Source organism: Yinghuangia sp. ASG 101 (assembly GCF_021165735.1).
GTDB lineage: Bacteria > Actinomycetota > Actinomycetes > Streptomycetales > Streptomycetaceae > Yinghuangia.
Genome location: NZ_CP088911.1, coordinates 4130762 through 4150015, shown reverse-complemented (window position 1 = coordinate 4150015; position 19254 = coordinate 4130762). Strand labels below are relative to the sequence as shown.

The window sequence follows — 19254 nt, the reverse complement described above, 5'->3', positions numbered from 1 at the left end:
GCCTCCGTCACGGGGTGCCGTATCCGCCGCCGCCGGGAGTCTCCACCTCCAGGGTGTCGTTCACGCCGACCGGCACGACGTCGCAGCCGTCCAGCGCGACGATCGTGCCGTCGGCGCGGCGGACGCGGTTGCGGCCGACGGCGCCGGGGGCGCCGCCCGCCATGCCGTAGGGCGGGACGCGGCGGTTCTGCGACAGCAGGCTGACGGTCATCGGTTCGAGGAAGCGGATGCGGCGTACGGCGCCGTCGCCGCCGCGTGAGCGGCCCGCGCCGCCGCTGCCGTGCCGGATCGCGAACTCCTCCAGCAGCACGGGGAACCGGTGCTCCAGGACCTCCGGGTCGGTGAGCCGCGAATTGGTCATGTGGGTCTGCACGACGGAGGCGCCGTCGAAGCCGTCGCCCGCGCCCGAGCCGGAGCCGAGCGTCTCGTAGTACTGGTGGCGTTCGTTGCCGAAGGTGATGTTGTTCATGGTGCCGGCGCCCTCGGCCTGGACGCCCATCGCGGCGTAGAGCGCGCCGGTGACCGCCTGCGAGGTCTCGACGTTGCCCCCGACGACGGCCGCCGGGAACTCCGGGGCGAGCATCGAGCCGGGCGGGACCACGATGCGCAGGGGGCGCAGGCAGCCCTCGTTGAGCGGGATGTCGTCGGCGACCAGGGTGCGGAAGACGTACAGCACCGCGGCGCCGACGACCGATGACGGCGCGTTGAGGTTGCTGTCGAGTTGGGCCGACGTACCGGTGAAGTCGATCGTCGCCGAGCGGCGCGCGCGGTCCACGGTGACGCGTACCGCGATGACCGCCCCCGCGTCGGTCTCGTAGCGGTACGCGCCGTCGTCGAGGCCGTCGATGACGCGGCGCACCGCCTCCTCGGCGTTGTCCTGCACGTGCTTCATGTAGGCCTGCACGACGTCGAGGCCGAAGTGGTCGATCATGCGCCCGACTTCCTCGACGCCCTTGGCGTTCGCGGCGATCTGGGCGCGCAGGTCGGCGAGGTTGGCCCGCGGGTCGCGGGAGGGGTGCGGGGCGTCCGCGAGCAGCCGCAGCGTCTCGTGCTCGCGCAGCCGCCCGCCGTCGACGAGGAGCCAGTTGTCGAGCAGCACGCCTTCCTCGCGGATGTCGCGGCTGTCGGCCGGCATGGATCCGGGGGTGCGTCCGCCGATCTCCGCGTGGTGGCCGCGGGCGGCGACGAAGAAGAGGATCCGGGCGCCCGGCGCGTCGAACACCGGGGTGATGACGGTGATGTCGGGCAGGTGCGTGCCGCCGTGGAACGGGTCGTTGACGGCGTACACGTCGCCGCGCTTGACGTCGGGGCGGCGGCGGATCACCTCCTTGACCGCCATGCCCATCGACCCCAGGTGGACGGGGATGTGCGGGGCGTTGGCGATGAGGTTGCCGTCGGGGTCGAAGAGCGCGCAGGAGAAGTCGAGCCGTTCGCGGATGTTGACGGACTGCGCGGTGGACTCCAGGGCGACGCCCATCTGTTCGGCGATCGACATGAAGAGGTTGTTGAAGATCTCCAGCAGGACGGGGTCGGCCTCGGTACCGGCCCGGGCCGCCGCGGGGGCCGCGACGCGCTCGACGCGCAGGTGACCCGGCGGTGCGGCGGTCGCCCGCCAGCCGTCGTCGACGACGGTGGTGGAGTCGGCCTCGGCGATGATCGCCGGGCCGGTGACGGCGGTGCCGGGGGCCATGGCCTCGCGGCGGTACAGCGGGACCTCGCGCCACGCGCCGCGGGTGTACGCGCGGACCGTGTCGGCGTCCGCGGCGGCGTCGGCCCGCGCGGGCGTGCCGTATGTGTCGAGGCGTTCGGTCAGGCCGGTCGCCTCCACCGAGACCGACTCCAGGACCAGGGGACGGTCCATCACGAACGAGTACATCCGTCGGTGCAGGCCCTCGAACGCGGCGGTCATGGCCTCCGGTGCGGCGAGGTCGACCGCGAGCGCGGTGTCGGTGCCGTCGTAGCGCAGGTGGGCGCGGCGCGTGACGCGGACGCGCGTCTCGGGGATGTCCTCGTCGGCCAGCTCCGCGCGGGCCTCGGCCTCCAGCGCGTCGGCGGTGGCGACGGCCGCGGGCATGGACTCCGGGGTGAGCCGTGCCTCCACCGCGTGCTCGCGCATCGCGGTGGTGTCGGCCAGGCCGATGCCCAGGGCGGACAGCACGCCGGCCATCGGCGGCACGAGCACGGTCCGGATGCCCAGGGAGTCCGCGAGCGCGCAGGCGTGTTGGCCGCCCGCGCCGCCGAACGTGGTGAGGGCGTATTCGCCGACGTCGTGGCCCTTCTCGACCGAGATGCGCTTGACCGCGGCGGCCGTGTTCGCCACCGCGACCCGCAGGAACCCCTCGGCGACCTCCTCCGGCGTGCGGTCGTCGCCGGTCGCCTCGCGGATCTTCGCGGCGAGCGCGGTGAAGAGCCCGCGGACGTGGTCGGCGTCGAGGGGCCGGTCGCCGTCCGGCCCGAAGACGTGGGGGAAGTGCGCGGGCTGGATCCTGCCGAGCATCACGTTGGCGTCCGTGACGGTCAGCGGCCCGCCCTTGCGGTAGCACGCGGGGCCGGGGTCGGCGCCGGCGGACTCGGGGCCGACCCGGTAGCGCCCGCCGTCGAAGCGCAGGATCGAGCCGCCGCCCGCGGCGACGGTGTCGATGGCGAGCATGGGCGCGCGCAGCCGCACTCCGGCGACGAGGGTGTGGAAGACCCGCTCGTACGCGCCGACGTAGTGGGACACATCGGTGGACGTGCCGCCCATGTCGAAGCCGATGACCTTGGCGAATCCGGCCGCCTCCGACATGCGCGCCATGCCGACGATGCCGCCGGCCGGGCCGGACAGCACGGCGTCCTTGCCCCGGAAGTGCCCGGCTTCCGCGAGGCCGCCGTTCGACTGCATGAACATCAGCCGTACGCCCGGCAGTTGCTCGGCGACCTGGGAGACGTAGCGGCGCAGGACCGGGGAGAGGTAGGCGTCGACCACGGTGGTGTCGCCGCGCGGCACGATCTTCATGAGGGGGCTCACGTCGCCGGAGAGCGAGATCTGCGGGAAGCCGATCCGTGCGGCGAGGGCGCCGATCGCGTGCTCGTGGTCGGGGGCGACGTAGCTGTGCAGGCAGACGACGGCGACCGCGCGGATGCCGTCGTCGTACGCGCGCCTCAGGGCGAGGGCGGTCGGGCTCCCGTCGCCGAGGTCGGGCGCGCGCAGCACGGTGCCGTCGGCGGCCAGGCGCTCGTCGACCTCGATGACGCGCTCGTAGAGCGCCTCGGGCAGCACGATGTCGCGGTCGAAGATGCGGGGGCGGTTCTGGTACGCGATGCGCAGCGCGTCGCGGAAGCCGCGCGTGATCACCAGCGCGGTGCGCTCGCCTTTGCGCTCCAGGAGGGCGTTGGTGGCGACGGTCGTCCCCATGCGCACCTGCTCGACGAGTTCGGGGGTGACGGGTTGGCTGTCGTCGAGGCCGAGGAGTTCGCGGATCCCCGCCACCGCGGCGTCGCGGTACCGGCCGGGGTTCTCGGACAGCAGCTTGCGGGTCACCAGGCGCCCGTCGGGCCGCCGCGCGACGATGTCGGTGAAGGTCCCGCCGCGGTCCACCCAGAACTGCCAGCGCCGACCGGTCACGTCTCCTCCAGACGTCGCCAGGCGCGCGGCGCCTGGGCGGGCATGTGCTCGCAGGACATCTTGGCGCATGGGGTGCGGGCGGTGTCCGCGGCGCGAAGTCGGCCGGATGTGGGGCCGGGGAGTGAGCCGCGGGTGCGGCCGGCGCGCGGGGCGGGCCCGCGGTGTGTCGCGGGCGGTGGCGCCCAGGGCGCGGTCGGCCCGGGGCGCGGAGTCGATGCGCGCCGTCGGGCCGGCCGGGCGTGGCGGTGGCCGGGGCGCGTGTGACGCGCGTTGTCCGGTCACCGTTGGTGCCATGGGTTCCGCCGTATCGCCGAGGTATCCCCCGTATGACACCCGCGTACGACGCTCGCACCGGTCCACGGTGCCGCGTCGCCGCCGAGGTGCCACTGCCCGAAGCCCTCGTCGAATCCGGCGGTGCGGTCGATCCTGTAGTGCATCCCTGGTTGGTTCCGACGGCCGGTGCCCTCTACGGAGGTGGCGGTGCCGGTCGTCGCTGTGGTGCCGTCGTGCTGCCGGTCAGCGCCTAGGCCTGTTTCGCCGAGGCTATGGACTGCCGGGTGAACTCGACCAGGTGTTCGCGGCGACGCGCCTTGGCCTGTTCGGACTCCGTCTCGCCGCCCAGGATGATCCGGGCCATCTGCGGCATGGTGGACTGCCACGCGGCGATACCGATGAGCGAGAAGAGGAGTTGGGCCACGTCCGGCGAGGGCTGCACGCCGAGGTGTTCGGCGAACTCCTGCAGCTTCACGGCGTAGCTGGTGGCCCGCCGGTCCTCGTCGGGGATGGGCTCGTTCCCGTAGTACAGCGCCTCCCACAGCAGGAGGCGCAGCAGCTCCGGGCGCGCGCAGTGGAAGTCGTAGATCTGCGCGACGTATTCGGCCGGGTCGTCACTCGGCATGGTGATGACCGCGGTCAGCTCCTGGAGCGACTCGCTCAGGACGTGCTGGAAGAGTTGCTCCTTGTTGCCGAAGTACGCATAAATGCGCTCCTTGTTCACCCCGGCGCGCAGGGCGATGCGGTCGACGCGTGCGCCGGCGATGCCGTGCTCGGCGAACTCCGCTCGGGCGGCGTCGAGAAGTTTGGCTCGGGTGCGTGCGGTGTCGGGCGGCATGGCTGGATCTTATCCCCTCTAGCCAACTGCTTGGTTGGATCGACTGGCCAGGGACGGCCTGACCATGCTGCCCTAACACTTAGGCTGGCGTGGGCTGTTGTGCGTGATTTGATCTTCTCGACACCCGACGGGTTTGCGGGGGAGGGCGCCGACGGCCGTGCCGGGGAACCGTGTTCGATACCGGAAGAGGGCAGAGATGGACGAGGGCAACGCACCGGCGATCTGGTCGGATCCGCAGGTGGCGGCCCTGGAGGCGCAGGTCACCGCGGTCGAGGCCGAGCTGCTGGACGCCGAGGTCGACGTCGCCACGTTGCGTGTCGAACTGGACAATCTCGCGATCGTCCACCACCGCCGCCTCGGGCCCTTGTACGAGCGTCTGGACGAGTTGGACGCCCTCGTCGCGGAGGCCGTGGCGGCCCGCAGCGGCAGCGCGGACGACATCCGCAAGGCCCTGGAGGCGCGGGCGGCCGTGTCGCCGATGCCGGACCTGGACGACCTCATGGACGCGTTCGCCGACGGGCCGGCGCCGGTTCCCGAGGCCGAGGTGCGCCGCGTGAAGCCGAGCGACGAGGCCCGCCGCCTGTTCCGCGAGCTGGCCCGCCGGGCGCATCCGGATCTCGCGCAGGACGCGGCCGAGAAGGAGCGGCGGGGGGATTTCATCGCGCGCGTGAACGCCGCGTACGCGTCCGGCGACGTGGCGGCGCTGATGACGCTCGACGAGGAGTGGACCACCGGCGGGCCCGGCGCGACGGTGGAGGCACCGGACCGCCTGGAGTGGCTGCGGACCCGCCTGGGCCTGCTGACGGCCCGGCGGGAGCAGTTGGACGCCGAGCGGAGCGCCCTGATGGGCGGGCCGATGGGGCAGTTGCTCGCGCTGGCGCCCGACGATCCGGACGGGCTGCTGGAGCACCTCGCGGAGCAGCTTCTCTCCCGCATCGAGAAGCGCGAGGGCGAGCTCGCGGGGTTGCTGGGGTAGCGCGCCTCACCGGCCGCGATGGTGAGCCGACGCGCGGCGGGCCCGGCCGGTGGGTTCCGCGGGCGGGATGCGCGGTGTTCGCGGGCGGCCCGGCACCCCACCGCCGGGGTTGCCGCACAATGGTTGCTCGCGGCGCGCGCATCGTGGGCCGCGAGTGAGGCGCGGCGCGCTCCCGGTACCGCGGCGCCGCGCGAGCCGCCTGACCGACCCAACGACACGGAGTCCCGATGCCCCAGACGCCCCCGGCCGTCACCGCCGCCGAGGTCCCCGCCGACGCCTATGTGCTCGACGTCCGGGAGGACGACGAGTGGCGGGCCGGCCACGTCGCGGGCGCCGTGCACATCCCCATGGGCACGCTCATCGGCCGCGTCGACGAGGTGCCCAAGGACCGGCGCGTGTACGTGATGTGCCGGGTCGGCGGGCGCTCCGGTCAGGTCACGCAGTATCTCGACGCGCACGGCTGGGACGTCGCCAACATCGACGGCGGCATGCTCGCGTGGGAGTCGGCGGGCCGTCCGATGGTCTCGGAGTCGGGGGCCGATCCCTTCGTGGCCTGACGGGCGTCCGGCTCCGACCGGGCCTGTGTTCGCACCGATGCGCCGGTGATCACTGTTGACAGAGTCAATCATGTGGCCACAATGCATCTGACGGTGTATCAGAACCAGGCCCGGGGAGCCCAGATGGCCACGATCGCCGAACTCGTCCACGACCAGGCGGGCGACCACGGCACCGCGCTCATGGCCGGGGACCGCACGTGGACCCATGACCAGGTCGCCCGGGCCGCCGCCGCGCGTGCCGCGCTGCTCGCCGACCTGCTCCCGGCCGGCGCCCACCCGCATGTGGGCGTCCTGCTCGACAACGTCCCCGAGTTCCCGCTGTGGCTGGAGGGCGCGGCACTGTCCGGGGCGACGCTCGTCGGCGTCAACGCCACCCGGCGCGGCGCCGACCTCGCCCGCGACATCACGCACACCGACTGCTCGGTGCTCGTGACCGACCGCGCGCACCGGCCGCTGGTGGCCGGTCTCGACCTCGGCATACCGGACGAGCGCGTCCTCGTCGTCGACGATCCGGCGTACCCCGGCATCCTCGCCCCCTACCGCGACGCGGCCCTCCCCGGCACCGCGCCCGACCCCGCGACGCGCCTGCTCATCGTCTTCACCTCCGGCTCGACGGGCGCCCCCAAGGGCGTCGTCTGCTCGCAGGGCCGCCTCGCGAACGCCGGGACGGCGCTCACCGCGCAGTTCGGCTTCGACCGCGACAGCGTGCACTACATCTGCATGCCGATGTTCCACGGCAACGCGCTGATGGCGAACTGGGCGCCGGCCCTGCGCGCGAAGGGGGCGGTCGCGCTGCGCCGCCGGTTCTCGGCGTCGGCGTTCCTCGACGACGTACGCCGGTTCGGCGCCACCTACTTCACCTACGTCGGCCGTGCCGTCTCCTACCTCCTCGCGACGCCCGAGCGGCCCGACGACGCCGACAACCCGCTGCGCGGCGCGTTCGGAACCGAGGCCGGCGGCGTGGACATGCGCCGCTTCGAGCGGCGCTTCGGCGTCAGGCTGACGGAGGGGTACGGGAGTTCCGAGGGCGGCATGAGCGTCACCTGGCGCCCCGGCACCCCCGACCGGGCCATCGGGCCCTGCCCGCGGAACGCCGCGCTGCTCGACCCGGAGACCGGCGAGGAGTGCCCGAGGGCGGTCTTCGACACCGCCGGGCGCCTCCTGAACGGCGACGCGGCGATCGGCGAACTCGTCAATCTCGGCCGCAACGGCTTCGAGGGCTACTGGCGCAACGCCGAGGCCGACCGCGCCCGGACGCGCGACGGGCGGCGGTACTGGTCGGGGGACTTCTTCTACCGCGACGAGGCCGGCTACCTCTACTTCGCGGCCCGCGGCGACGACAAGGTCCGCGTCGACGGCGAAAACCTCTCCGTCGCCGGCATCGAGGACATCCTCGCGCGCTTCGCACCGGTCGACAGCGTCGTCGTGTACGCCGTTCCGGACCCGGTCGCCGGCGACCAGGTGATGGCCGCGCTGCACCTACGCCCCGGCGCGGAGTTCGTCCCCGGCGCGTTCGACGCGTTCCTCGCCGCCCAGGACGATCTCGGGACCAAGATGGCGCCGCGCTTCGTCCGCGTCGTCGACCGCGTTCCGGTCACCGCGACCAACAAGGTCGACCGGGTCGGGCTGCGCCGCGCGGGATTCCGCACCGCCCCCGTCTGGTGGCGACCGGAACGCGGGGCGGCGTACCGGGAGTTCACGACGGACGACCGCACCGCCCTGCTCGCGGTCTACGCGGAGCACGCACGGGACGGGGAACTCGACGTGTGAGGCGTGTGAAGCGCGGATGTCGCGCCGACGAGGTCGGGGGAAGCGGCGGCCGTTGCGCCCCCATCGGCGCGGCGGAGCCGGTAGCGTGCGGCTGCCGTCAACGATCGGGGAGGGCCATGCCCGCGCAGGAGAGCCCGGCCGCCGGGGTCGGTGAGGCCGGTGAGACGAACGAGGTGGCCGAGGCCGCGCGGGGCTCCGGGCCGCCGCCCCCGGCGGTCGTCTTCGATCCCGAGGACCCGGAGGCGCGGTCGCCGCGCGTCCGGATGGCCGCCGCGGCGGTGACGGTGCTCCTTCTTGTCGGCGTCGCGTTCCACCTGCTGTTCGTCTTCCTGCACGTCGCGCCGGAGAACCGCGCGTCGCGCGAGTACCAGGAGCAGACGCGGGACTGGATCTACCCGGTCTTCGAGCAGAACTGGCACTTGTTCGCGCCGGATCCGCTCAACACCAATACCCGTGTGAACGCCCGCGTCCAGTACCGCTCGGCGGACGGCACCGTGACCACCTCGGAGTGGATGGACCTGACCGGCGACGACGTCGCGCACATCCGCGGCAACCCGTTCCCGAGCAAGGCCGACCAGAACCTGCTGCGGCGCGCGTGGGAGTTCTACTCCGGCTCGCACGACAGCGAAGGCAACCGTACGACCGGCCGGGCGGAACTGGCCGAGGAGTACCTGCGCCGCATCGTGGTCAAGCGCATGCAGGCCGACGGCCGCGCGGACGGCATCGTCGCGGTGCAGATCCGCGCGGTGCTGACGCCCATCGGGGCACCGGACGCCGTGCCGCCCGCGCCGACCACGCGCGAATTCGTCTGGTGGGAGACGAGGCCCGATGACTTCCGTTGATCCGACGCCGGACGCGACCCCCGACCCGACACCCGGATCCGCGCCGGACTCCGCGCCCGGACCCGTGCCCGAAGCCCTGCCCGAATCCGCGCCCGGGCCCGCGCCCGCGCCCGCGGCGGCGGCCCGGGGCGACGCCGGTGCCCGGCCGGTGCCCGCCGTCCCCCGCCAGACCGCGCGCACCGAGCCTGCCGCACCGGACGGCGGGCCGGAGACCGCGCCGGCGCCCGCACACCCCGCCCCGGCCGCCGCGCCCGCGCGTCAGCCGCTCGACCTCCGGGTCGCCGAAGCGATCGTCGCCTTCTTCGCCCGCGTGAGCGGCCGGCCGCGCGGCACCCACCAAGCCGCGCTGCTGCGCATCGGCTTCGGCGCGGTGTTCCTCGTGTCGCTGCTGCGCGAATTCCTCAACCGGCGCGAGCTGTGGGGCGACCGGTCGCCGTGGTCCCCCGACATGGCGCGGCGCCTGCTGAGTGGGATCGACGGCGTCAGCATCCTGCTGGTCCGCGACGACCGCTGGTGGTTCGAGCTGATGTACGTCCTCGCCGTCGTGGTGACGGCGTTGTTCGTCCTCGGCTGGCACACACGGGCGATGAGCGTGCTGTTCTGCCTGGTCGTCGTCTCGTTCAACAGCCGCTCGCTGCTGATGACCGACGGCGGCGATACCGTGCTCACGCTCATGAGCTTCTACCTGATGTTCACGGCAAGCGGGCGCGTGTGGTCGCTCGACGCCCGCCGGCTCCGCCGCACGGGCCGGCCCCGGTCGCCCGGGCCGGGTCAGGAAGGCGGCGTGTTCGTCGCGCTCGTCGCGGCGGTGGCGGTCGGGCTCGTACTGCCGTGGTGGACGTCGCTGCTCGGGGCGGCCGTCGTCCTGCCCGGCCTGTGGCGGCTGCCGCGCGAACTCGAGCAACTGCGTGCGGCGGTCGTCGCCGCGGCCCACCACTGCGCGCTGTTCGTGATCGCCGCGCAGGTGTGCGTGATCTACGCGGCGGCCGGGCTGTTCAAGGTGCAGGGCGAGACCTGGCAGGACGGCACCGCGCTGCACTACGCGCTCAACCTGGAGTACTTCCAGCCGTGGCCGTGGCTCTCGGACCTCGCCGACGGCGGACCCGTGCCCGCGACCGCCCTCGCGTACCTGACGGTGTTCACGCAGGTCGGGTTCGTTTTCCTGGTGTTCGCCAAGCGCGCGAAGTACGTCGTCATCGCCGTCATGGTCGCGATGCACCTGGGCATCGCCCTGCTGCTGGGCCTGCCCGCGTTCTCGGCGTCGATGGCCCTCGGCGACCTGGTCTTCCTCCCCACGGCGTTCCTGCTGGCCGTGCGCGCGTTCGGCGGCCGGCTGCTGCGTCGCGGGAAAGCCCGCGCGGGCGGTGTCCGCACCGGCCGGGACGGTGGACGCGGTGGCGGGAGCGACGAGGACGTCCGCCCCGGGGCCACGGCGACGCACACCGCCTGACGCCCCTAGGCTCACCCTCATGGCGACGGAGATCGAACAGCGGTGGCGCGCGGCGGTGCCGGGTGCCGTGCTGCTGGACGGATTCCACGCGCTCAAGCACGCCGTGCGCTTCGGCGCGGACGTGCGCGTCGCCGTCGCCACCGACCGGAAGGCCGTGCTGGCGATGGCCGAGGAGCTGTCCCCCGACATCGCCGCCCGGCTCGACGCGCTGGTCGTCGAGGTGCCGGAGGCGGCGTTCCGCGGGCTCGTGCCGCGCGTGCACCCGACCGGGACGGCGGCGCTCGCGGTCCTCCCGTCCCCCGAGGCCACACGGGAGGTCTTCGACCGCACCGCGCGCCCGGCACCCGTCGTCGTCCTGGAGAACCCGCGCAATCTTGGCAACGTCGGCGCCGTGGTCCGGCTCGCCGCGGGGTTCGGCGCCACCGGCGTCGCCACCACCGGCACGCTGGACCCCTGGCACCCCAACGCCGTGCGCGGCAGCGCCGGCCTCCACTTCGCGACCGCGGTCGCGCGCCTCGCCCCCGGCGACCTGCCCGCCGGGCCCGTCCACGTGCTGGACCCGGACGGCGACGACCTCCGCGAGGTCGTTCTCCCCGACGACGCGGTGCTCGTGTTCGGCTCCGAGCGGCACGGTGTCTCGTCCGCGATGCGCTCGCGCGCGGCCCGGCGTGTGGCGGTGCCGATGCGGCCGGGCGTGTCCAGCTTCAACCTGGCGACGACGGTGGGCATGGCCCTGTTCCGCTGGTCGCAGGGGCGGCCGTGACCGCCGGGCGACCCGCGAGTGGGCCGTACGACGCCGTCGTCCTCGCGGGCGGAGCCGCGCGGCGCCTCGGAGGCCGCGACAAACCCGCGCTGACGGTCGGCGGACGCACCCTGCTCGACCGCGCGGTGGACGCCTGCGAAGGCGCGCGCACCGTGGTCGTCGTCGGCCCCGAGCGGGCGACGCGGCGGACGGTCGCGTGGGCGCGCGAAGACCCGCCCGGCGGCGGCCCGGTCGCGGCACTGGCCGCGGGGCTGCCCGCCGTCGACGCCCCGGCCGTGGTGGTCCTGGCCGCGGATCTCCCCTTCGTGACCCGGGAGGTGGCGGAGCTGCTGGTCGCGGCCCTGGACGAGCCGGACGCGGACGGCGCGGTCCTGGTCGACGGCGAGGGACGCGACCAGCCCCTCCTGGCCGCCTACCGCACCACCGCGCTGCGTTCCGCCCTCGACGCCGTCGGGGACCCGCACGGCGCGGCCCTGCGGCGGCTGGTCGCGCCGCTCGCCCTGACGCGCGTGACCGATCCGGAACTGGCGGCCTTCGACTGCGACACCTGGGCCCGGCTACGCGAGGCCAGGGCTCGTTCCGGGAGGATGGAAGACGTGCTGGAGGACTGGATCGAGGCCGTCAAGGCCGAGCTGGGCGTGGAACTCGACGTCGACACCGCCGCGCTGCTCGACATGACCAAGGTCGCGGCGCACAACGTCGTGCGCCCGGCCGCGCCGCTCACCGCGTTCCTGGTCGGCTACGCGGCGGCCCGGGCGGGCGGCGGCGAAGCGGCGGTCGCCGACGCCCTGCGCAAGGCCGAGGCGCTGGCCGCGGCCTACCGGCGACCGGATCCGGACCCCGAGCGGTGAGGCGCGGCCCCAGTCTCCCGTGGCCGGACGCGCGGGCCCGCGCCCGCGCGGCCGGACGCCCGCTGCCCGCGGTGTCGCGCACACTGCACCACGCCCGCGACCACGTGCTGGCGAGGCCGCTGACCGCCCTCACCGATCTGCCGCCGTTCGACACGTCGGCGATGGACGGCTGGGCGGTCGCGGGTCCGGGCCCGTGGCGGGTCCGGGGCCGCCTGCTGGCGGGCGACGACTCCGACGCGGTCGGCACGCTGGCCGACGGCGACGCGGTGGAGATCGCCACCGGAGCCCGGCTGCCGCGCGGCGCCACGGGCGTGCTGCGCGGCGAGCGGAGCAAGCTCGACGAGCGGCTGCTGTTCGGCGACGTGCAGCAGGGCGGCGACGTGCGCGCGCAGGGCCAGGAGTGCCGTTCCGGCGACGAGTTGCTGCCGGCCGGGACGGCCGTGACCCCGGGCGTGGCCGGGCTCGCGGCGGCGGCGGGCTACGACGAGCTGATCGTGGTCGACCGCCCCCGCGTCGAAGTCCTCGTGCTGGGCGACGAATTGCTGGAGTCCGGGCCGCCGCGTGACGGCCGCGTGCGGGACGCGCTCGGTCCGCTGCTGACGCCGTGGCTGCGCGAACTGGGCAGCGACGTGCGGCGCGTCCGCCGTGTCGGCGACGATCTGCCTGCGCTGCGCCAGGCGGTGGAGGCGTCCCGCGCGGACGTCGTGATCACCACGGGCGGGACGGCGGGCGGCCCGGTCGACCACGTGCACCCGCTGCTGCGCGAGCTGCGCGCCGAGTTGCTGGTCGACGGTGTCGCGGTGCGCCCCGGGCATCCCATGGCCCTCGCCCACCTGCCGGGTCCGCGGCCGGGCGCGGGCCGGTTCCTGGTGGCGCTGCCCGGCAACCCGCTGGCGGCCGTGTCGGGCATGCTCACCCTCGCGGTGCCGTTGCTGCGCCGGCTGTCGGGGCGTCCCGCGTCGCGCTCGCGCCGGGTGCGGGTGGCCGCCGCGGTGACGGGACATCCGTACGACACGCGCCTCGTGCCGCTGGCCGGCGATACGCCGCTGCATTTCTCCGGGCCCGCGATGCTGCGGGGTTTCGCGGTCGCCGACGGCATGGCCGTCGTCCCGCCCGGCGGGCTGCGCGCGGGGGACCGCGCCGAGGTGCTGCGGGTGCCGCGATGAAGACGGTGCGCCTGCCGGACGAGCAGCCCTCCGACCGCCGGGGGCCGATGGGGGCGTTGGCGCGCCCGCTCCCGCTGGCCGGCAAGCGGCGGTCGGTCGACGACCCGGTCGGGCCGGGCGCCGAGGCCATCAGCTTCCCGCGCGAGCGTCAGGGCCCGCTGCGGCAGGTGCTGCGGCGCTTCGCGATGGCGCTCGGCGTGCTGTTCGTGACCGTGGTGATCGTCTATGTGGACCGCGACGGTTACCGGGACACCACCGATTCGACGCTGTCGTTCCTCGACGCCGCCTACTACGCGACCGTGACGCTGTCGACGACCGGCTACGGCGACATCGTCCCGGCGAGCGCGTCGGCGCGGCTCGTCAACATTCTGGTGATCACGCCGCTGCGGGTGATGTTCCTGATCATCCTCGTCGGCACGACCCTCGAAGTACTCACCGAACGCACCCGCGAGCAGTGGCGGCTGTCCCGTTGGAGGTCCACGTTGCGCGACCACACCGTTGTCGTCGGGTACGGCACCACGGGGTTCAGCGCGATCCACACGCTGCTCGCCCAGGGGGTGCCGAAGGAGCGCATCGTGGTCGTGGACGCGGACCAGGAGTCCGCGGCGTACGCGTCGGAGCAGGACGGCCTGGTCGTGGTGACCGGCGACGCGACCCGCGCCGAGGTGCTGCGGCGGGCCGAGTTCGAGCGGGCCCGGAACCTGATCGTGTCCGTCAACCGCGACGACACCGCCGCCCTGGTCACCTTGACGGCCCGCCAGCTCAACCGGCGGGCGTGGATCGTGGTCGCGGTGCGCGAGGACGAGAACTCGCCGCTGATCCGGCAGAGCGGCGCCGACTCGGTGGTGACCACCGCGAGCGCGGCGGGCCGCCTGCTGGGAGTGTCGATGCTCAGCCCCAACGTCGGCGAGGTCGTGGAGGACCTGCTGCACTACGGCTCGGGCATGGACCTGATCGAACGACCGGTCGACAAAAGGGAGTCCGGCAAGTCGCCGGCCCAGTGCCGCGACCTCGTGGTCGCGGTCGTGCGAGGGCACCGCATGCTGCGGCACGACGACCCGGAGGTGTCCAAGCTGGCCGCCGGCGACCGGCTGGTGGTGATCCGCAGCGTCGGCTCGCCGCATGCCGGGACGGCCCAATCTCGGCCGTGAACCGACCCGGGTGCGAGTCACAGGCACCCGAACGACGAAAGGGAGCAAGGCCGTTGTACGCGATCACGATCGGGAGCCCGGGCGGGCCCGAGGTGCTGACCTGGACCGAGGTACCGGACGAGGAGCCGGAGCCGGGCGAGGTGTTGGTCGAGGTGGCGGCCACGGCGGTCAACCGCGCGGACCTGATGCAGCGGCAGGGGTTCTACGCGCCGCCGCCGGGGGCGTCGGCGTACCCGGGCCTGGAGGCTTCGGGCCGGATCGTCAGGCTCGGCGCGGGAGTCGCCGGCTGGGCGGTCGGCGACGAGGTGTGCGCACTGCTCGCGGGGGGCGGTTACGCGCAATATGTGAGGGTTCCGGTGGGCCAGTTGCTGCCCGTTCCGGACGGGGTCGGCCTGGTCGAGGCCGCGGCGCTGCCCGAGGTCGCGACGACGGTGTGGTCGAACGTCTTCATGGTCGCGCACCTGCGGCCCGGTGAATCGTTCCTGGTGCACGGCGGCTCCAGCGGGGTCGGCACGATGGCGATCCAGCTGGCGCGCGCGGTGGGCGCGAAGATCCTCACCACCGCGGGAAGCGAGGAAAAGCTCGCCCGCTGCCGCGAGTTGGGCGCCGATGTCGCGATCAACCACCGCGACGAGGACTTCGTCGCGCGCGTCGCGGAGGAGACCGGCGGCGAAGGCGTCGACGTCATCCTGGACAACATGGGCGCCAAATACCTCGCGCGCAACGTCGACGCGCTCGCGGTCAACGGCCGCCTGGTCATCATCGGCCTGCAGGGCGGTCGCAAGGCCGAACTCGACCTGAACCAGCTCCTCACGAAGCGCGCGGCGGTCGCGGCGACGTCGCTGCGCGCCCGTCCGCTCGCCGAGAAGGCCGCGATCGTGGCGGCCGTGCGCGAGCACGTGTGGCCGCTGATCGCGGCGGACCGCGTGCGGCCGATCATCGACCGGACGCTTCCGATCACGGACGCGGTCGAGGCCCACCGGATCATCGAGTCCAGCACGCACATCGGCAAGATCGTGCTGGCCGTCGGGGCGTAGGGCCCGCTGTCCGGCATCCGCCGGGCGCCGCGAGGGTCGCGGCGCCCGGCGGTCGCGTGCCCGGTCGCGGACGGGCGCCCGCGTGGCGCCCCCGATGCGAACACGTGAACGAATCCGGTACGCCGTGCGAGTGATCGCCGACACGCCTACCCTCGTGGAGAAATGTCATCTATTGAGTGGTTGGTCCGATTTTTCTAGGCTGCCGACACCGGCCGCGCGGGTTTCGCGGCCACCGACGGTTGCGCCGGTCCGGCGGCCGACGAGGGCCGCGTCCGTTTGGCGGCCACCGACGGCTGCCCCAATTGGCGGCCACCGAAGGCTGCCTCGTTTGGGCGGCCACCGACTCCGCTCCGGCGTTCGTTCCGGTTCGGACGTGCTGGAAGGGTCGCCGCCGTGCGCAAGCCATATCCGACACGGATCCGCACTGTCGTGGCGTGCGTCGCCTTCACCGCCCTCGCCGCCCTCGCCGCCCCCACGGGCGCTCCCGGTGCGACCATCGCGGTCGCCGCACCGGAGCCCACGCCGCAGCCGTCGGTCACGGCCTCCGCCCCCGTCGCCGCGGTCAACGGCCTCGGTGCCGTCGTCCCCCGGGCCGAGCCCCCCGACCTGCTGCCGGACCCCGGCCCGCGGCAGCCCGACGCGCCCGGGCACGCCGTCCCGGAGCGGCCCCCGCCGGGCCCGACCCCCGAGGAGCGCGACAGGCTGCTGACCCGCGTCGCGCCGTACGGCATCGCCCCGGTCACGGACGCCGCGGGCGCGCCCGCACTCACCGTCGAGGGCGAACTCGTGTTGTCCGGCGGCCCGGACGGGATCGCCGCCATGCGTGCGGACGGACTTGAGGTGCTGCCCGGGCCCCGCGCCGGGGTGAGCGTCGTACGCTCCGGCGGGCGCGTGCTCGCGTGGTATCTCGACGACAGCACCCTGGCCTCGGCCGCGGCTCCCCCGCGGGCCGCCGAGGCGGAACCGTCCGCGGTCGCCGCGTCCGCGCGGCACGAACTGCCCGACACGGGCCCGGACGCGGCCGTGCCGATCGGTCTCGTGGGGCTGCTCCTCGTCGTGGCCGGCGCGGCCGTCGTGCACATCACCGCCGCCCGGCGGCCGGGCCGCCGCTGACCCGGCGCCATGACACGCGCGCACCGCGGGTAGCGTCCGGAAGGCGGGGCGTCTGGTGCGGGAGCCGCGAACGGTGCAGTCTCATCTAGGCGGTGGCACCGGAGACGGTCACATCGGAGACGTCGGGACCGGATTCGCGATAGTTTCCGGCAGTGCCGCCGCGCCCCCAGCCGTGGGCTGGGACGCCCCCTCTCCGGCAGGGGGGCAGGACCCCGGGCGGGAAGGGAGGCCGGATGCGCACAGTCCGTGCCTTCGTTCGGCGCGTCCCGATGGGTCCCGTGGTGATCGCCCTGCTCATGGTGGGCGTCCTCACCCTGGTGAACTTCTACGGCTCGCACGGCGGCGGCGAGCGCGCCGCACCCTCCGAGCCGGTCGGCATCCCGCCGCAACTGCCCGCCGAGGAGCACGCGCCGCCCGAGCCGGAGGCCTCGCCCGCCACGCCGCTCCCGCCGTCCGACGCCGTGCCGGCGCCGCCCGTCGCTCCCGCGCCGGACGTGACGACCGCCGGCTCGCTGCCGTCCGCGCTCCCGTCCCCGGGAGCGTCGCCGGCCGCGCCCCGGCAGGACGACCCCCCGGCGACCGCCGCCGTACCGCCCCAGGCGCCCGCCCAGGTGCCCGCCAACCCGCCGCAGGACGACGACGCGCGGGGCGACGACCCCGGCCGACCGGTGGAAACGTACAGCACGGCGCCGTTCAAGGTGGTGGGCGTCGTGCTGACCGGCAACCGGGGGACGGGCGCCGTCGTCCGCTGCGCCGGCCGCGACGAGGTCATGGTCACCGCGACCGTCCTGGTCGACGGCGGCGAGGGCGACGTCGTATACCAGTGGTATTTCGACGACGTCCGCTCGTGGCCGCCCGACCAGTTGCACTTCACCGGCGACGGACAGCGGCAGCAGAGCCTGACCATCCCGTGGCCGGTCGGCATCAGATACAGCGGCGCACGCATCAAGGCCACCGTGCAACTGCGCATCCTCCAGCCGGTGGTCAACGCCCAGACCCACAAGATCAACATAGATCTGGTCTGCCTCTGACCGCGGCGGGCGGCCCCGTGGCGGGGGTCGGCGCCGACGGGAGAGGATGGGGACATGAACATGCCCAACAACGAAGCACAGGACGACAACCCTCATGTCCTGATCGTCGGGCCCGACGGCATGGCGGTGAGCGGCGCCGAGGGTGGCGAGAACGGCGAACTCGCGGTCACCGACATGGTGGAGCAGCCGGCGAAGGTCATGCGAATCGGCAGCATGATCAAGCAACTTCTGGAGGAGGTACGCGCGGCGCCTCTCGACGAGGCCAGCCGCGTCCGGCTCGCGGACATCCACAAGGGCTCGATCAAGGAGCTCGAAAAGGGGCTCGCGCCCGAGCTGGTCGAGGAGTTGGAGCGCCTCACGCTGCCGTTCAACGAGGAGAAGGTGCCCACCGAGGCCGAGCTGCGCATCGCGCAGGCCCAGCTCGTCGGCTGGCTCGAAGGGCTCTTCCACGGCATCCAGACCGCGTTGTTCGCGCAACAGATGGCGGCACGAGCGCAGTTGGAGACCATGCGCAGGGCGCTGCCGCCCGGTGCGTCGATGCCCGGCCGCCCGGGTGAGGGAGGCCCGACGCAGACGGGCCCCTACCTGTGACCGCGCGCGGTGGTTGTGTGAATCTGTGAGCGATGCACGAGGTCCGCGGATCCCGCCGCCGTGCGGGGTCCGCGGGCCTCGTCGGCCGAGTCCCGGGGGCGGCGGATGGTGCACGACCGGCACGACGAGTTCTCCGGAACGACCTTCGGCAGAGGCCGCTACCGCACGCTGCGCCGTATCGGAGGCGGCGGTATGGCCGTCGTCCACGAGGCCCACGACCGGGCCCTGGACCGCGTCGTCGCGGTGAAGAGGCTGCGTCCCGACCTCGCCGAGGACGCCGTGGCACGGTCGCGTTTCGCCCGTGAGGCCCAGCACGCCGCGGCGCTCGACCACCCCGCGATCGTGCGCGTCTACGACACGGGCGAGGACGACGGCCCGACCGGGCCGATTCCGTGGATCGTCATGGAACTCGTCCGCGGCCACACACTGCGGGCGCTGCTGCGCCACCACGGCGGCCCCCTGCCCTGGCGCCGCGCGCTGCGCATCGTGGCCCCCGTGCTGGACGCGCTCGACTACAGCCACGCCCGCGGCATCGTGCACCGCGACATCAAGCCGGTGAACGTCATGGTGGCCGAGGACGGCGCGGTCAAGGTCATGGACTTCGGCATCGCGCGGGTCGTGCACGACGGCTCGGCCCCGCTGACCGCCGTCGGGCACATCATGGGCACGCCGCAGTACTTCTCCCCCGAACAAGCGCTCGGGCACCCGGCGTCGCCGCGCAGCGACGTCTACTCGGTGGGCTGCCTGTTGTACGAACTCCTCGTCGGCACCGTACCGTTCGACGGCGACAGTGCGATCACGGTGGCGTCCAAGCACGTGCGCGACGAGCCGCTGCCGCCGTCGGCGTACCGCGATGTCCCCGGTGCCGTCGACGATCTGGTGCTGCACGCGCTGCGCAAGGACCCGCAGTTGCGGTTCGCGGGTGCCGCGGAGATGCGATCGGCCGTGGGGCGCATCCTTCCTGACGCGCTGTCAGGGCGGGCGCCGGGGCACCCGTCGCGGGACTCCCGGGCCCGGGCGCGGAACCGGTCCCGGACGCCCGGCCCCGGTGTGCGCCGCGGTGCCGCGGAACCGCGCGGCGGGCGCGTGCCGAGGCGTCGCGGCCGTGTGCGGAGGCGCGTCGCGTGGGGTGCCGTGGCGGTGGCGACTTTGCTCCTTGCCTCGGTGCTGGCCGCCGCGTTGAGGTAGCGTCGGGCGCGGTCCCGAGCCGGACGCCGGCTGCCGGGCCGACCGCTCCGTCC

16 protein-coding genes are annotated in these 19254 nt (G+C 74.1%); 14 read left to right on the top strand and 2 right to left on the bottom strand.

All coding sequences use genetic code 11. The features are described from left to right. Positions 1-7: 7 nt before the first annotated feature. On the bottom strand, positions 8-3604 hold the full coding sequence (locus tag LO772_RS17750) for a hydantoinase B/oxoprolinase family protein (protein WP_231779378.1): 3597 nt from the start codon (positions 3602-3604) through the stop codon (positions 8-10). Between the two features lie 523 nt (positions 3605-4127). Further along, complete coding sequence (locus tag LO772_RS17745; protein WP_231779377.1) at positions 4128-4715, bottom strand: TetR/AcrR family transcriptional regulator; 588 nt, start codon at positions 4713-4715, stop codon at positions 4128-4130. 196 nt (positions 4716-4911) lie between these two features. On the opposite strand from LO772_RS17745, the gene LO772_RS17740 reads away from it, so the two are divergent. From LO772_RS17740 to LO772_RS17675, 14 genes are all read left to right on the top strand, one after another. Continuing rightward, the gene (locus tag LO772_RS17740) at positions 4912-5691 is read left to right on the top strand and encodes a hypothetical protein (RefSeq protein ID WP_231779376.1); all 780 of its coding nucleotides are present in this window, start codon (positions 4912-4914) and stop codon (positions 5689-5691) included. 227 nt (positions 5692-5918) lie between these two features. Then, on the top strand, positions 5919-6248 hold the full coding sequence (locus LO772_RS17735) for a rhodanese-like domain-containing protein (protein ID WP_231779375.1): 330 nt from the start codon (positions 5919-5921) through the stop codon (positions 6246-6248). An 81-nt stretch (positions 6249-6329) separates the two neighbouring features. Next, positions 6330-8018 carry an AMP-binding protein gene (locus LO772_RS17730; RefSeq protein WP_231779605.1) on the top strand — a complete coding sequence of 563 codons (1689 nt, stop codon included), beginning with the start codon at positions 6330-6332 and terminating at the stop codon, positions 8016-8018. A gap of 116 nt (positions 8019-8134) precedes the next feature. Beyond that, positions 8135-8860, top strand: coding sequence for a DUF5819 family protein (locus tag LO772_RS17725; protein WP_231779374.1), 726 nt, complete (start codon positions 8135-8137; stop codon positions 8858-8860). Continuing rightward, positions 8847-10310 (top strand): HTTM domain-containing protein, encoded by a 1464-nt coding sequence (locus tag LO772_RS17720; protein ID WP_231779373.1) that lies wholly within the window; start codon positions 8847-8849, stop codon positions 10308-10310. Before LO772_RS17725 ends, LO772_RS17720 begins: the two co-directional genes overlap by 14 nt. A gap of 19 nt (positions 10311-10329) precedes the next feature. Beyond that, on the top strand, positions 10330-11073 hold the full coding sequence (locus LO772_RS17715) for a TrmH family RNA methyltransferase (protein WP_231779372.1): 744 nt from the start codon (positions 10330-10332) through the stop codon (positions 11071-11073). Next, positions 11070-11924 (top strand): NTP transferase domain-containing protein, encoded by an 855-nt coding sequence (locus LO772_RS17710; protein ID WP_231779371.1) that lies wholly within the window; start codon positions 11070-11072, stop codon positions 11922-11924. Before LO772_RS17715 ends, LO772_RS17710 begins: the two co-directional genes overlap by 4 nt. Beyond that, positions 11921-13090 (top strand): molybdopterin molybdotransferase MoeA, encoded by a 1170-nt coding sequence (locus tag LO772_RS17705; RefSeq protein WP_231779370.1) that lies wholly within the window; start codon positions 11921-11923, stop codon positions 13088-13090. Before LO772_RS17710 ends, LO772_RS17705 begins: the two co-directional genes overlap by 4 nt. Continuing rightward, entirely contained in the window at positions 13087-14241 is a 1155-nt protein-coding gene (locus LO772_RS17700) for a potassium channel family protein (RefSeq protein ID WP_231779369.1), read from the top strand. Before LO772_RS17705 ends, LO772_RS17700 begins: the two co-directional genes overlap by 4 nt. 53 nt (positions 14242-14294) lie before the next feature. After that, complete coding sequence (locus LO772_RS17695; protein ID WP_231779368.1) at positions 14295-15278, top strand: NAD(P)H-quinone oxidoreductase; 984 nt, start codon at positions 14295-14297, stop codon at positions 15276-15278. Between the two features lie 393 nt (positions 15279-15671). Beyond that, positions 15672-16391: a hypothetical protein gene (locus LO772_RS17690; RefSeq protein WP_231779367.1), complete on the top strand. Its 720-nt coding sequence runs from the start codon at positions 15672-15674 to the stop codon at positions 16389-16391. A gap of 233 nt (positions 16392-16624) precedes the next feature. Beyond that, positions 16625-17422, top strand: a complete 798-nt coding sequence (locus LO772_RS17685; RefSeq protein WP_231779366.1) for a hypothetical protein — start codon at positions 16625-16627, stop codon at positions 17420-17422. 54 nt (positions 17423-17476) lie between these two features. Next, on the top strand, positions 17477-18013 hold the full coding sequence (locus tag LO772_RS17680; RefSeq protein ID WP_269453222.1) for a bacterial proteasome activator family protein: 537 nt from the start codon (positions 17477-17479) through the stop codon (positions 18011-18013). Between the two features lie 105 nt (positions 18014-18118). After that, on the top strand, positions 18119-19201 hold the full coding sequence (locus tag LO772_RS17675; protein ID WP_231779365.1) for a protein kinase domain-containing protein: 1083 nt from the start codon (positions 18119-18121) through the stop codon (positions 19199-19201). Positions 19202-19254 lie beyond the last annotated feature (53 nt).

Bases quoted from the DNA above. Each gene is read 5' to 3' on its own strand.
- LO772_RS17745 (WP_231779377.1), bottom strand. From the start codon at position 4,715: ATGCCGCCCGACACCGCACGCACCCGAGCCAAACTTCTCGACGCCGCC.
- LO772_RS17740 (WP_231779376.1), top strand. From the start codon at position 4,912: ATGGACGAGGGCAACGCACCGGCGATCTGGTCGGATCCGCAGGTGGCG.
- LO772_RS17735 (WP_231779375.1), top strand. From the start codon at position 5,919: ATGCCCCAGACGCCCCCGGCCGTCACCGCCGCCGAGGTCCCCGCCGAC.
- LO772_RS17730 (WP_231779605.1), top strand. From the start codon at position 6,330: ATGCATCTGACGGTGTATCAGAACCAGGCCCGGGGAGCCCAGATGGCC.
- LO772_RS17725 (WP_231779374.1), top strand. From the start codon at position 8,135: ATGCCCGCGCAGGAGAGCCCGGCCGCCGGGGTCGGTGAGGCCGGTGAG.
- LO772_RS17720 (WP_231779373.1), top strand. From the start codon at position 8,847: ATGACTTCCGTTGATCCGACGCCGGACGCGACCCCCGACCCGACACCC.
- LO772_RS17715 (WP_231779372.1), top strand. From the start codon at position 10,330: ATGGCGACGGAGATCGAACAGCGGTGGCGCGCGGCGGTGCCGGGTGCC.
- LO772_RS17700 (WP_231779369.1), top strand. From the start codon at position 13,087: ATGAAGACGGTGCGCCTGCCGGACGAGCAGCCCTCCGACCGCCGGGGG.
- LO772_RS17685 (WP_231779366.1), top strand. From the start codon at position 16,625: ATGCGCACAGTCCGTGCCTTCGTTCGGCGCGTCCCGATGGGTCCCGTG.
- LO772_RS17680 (WP_269453222.1), top strand. From the start codon at position 17,477: ATGAACATGCCCAACAACGAAGCACAGGACGACAACCCTCATGTCCTG.
- LO772_RS17675 (WP_231779365.1), top strand. From the start codon at position 18,119: ATGGTGCACGACCGGCACGACGAGTTCTCCGGAACGACCTTCGGCAGA.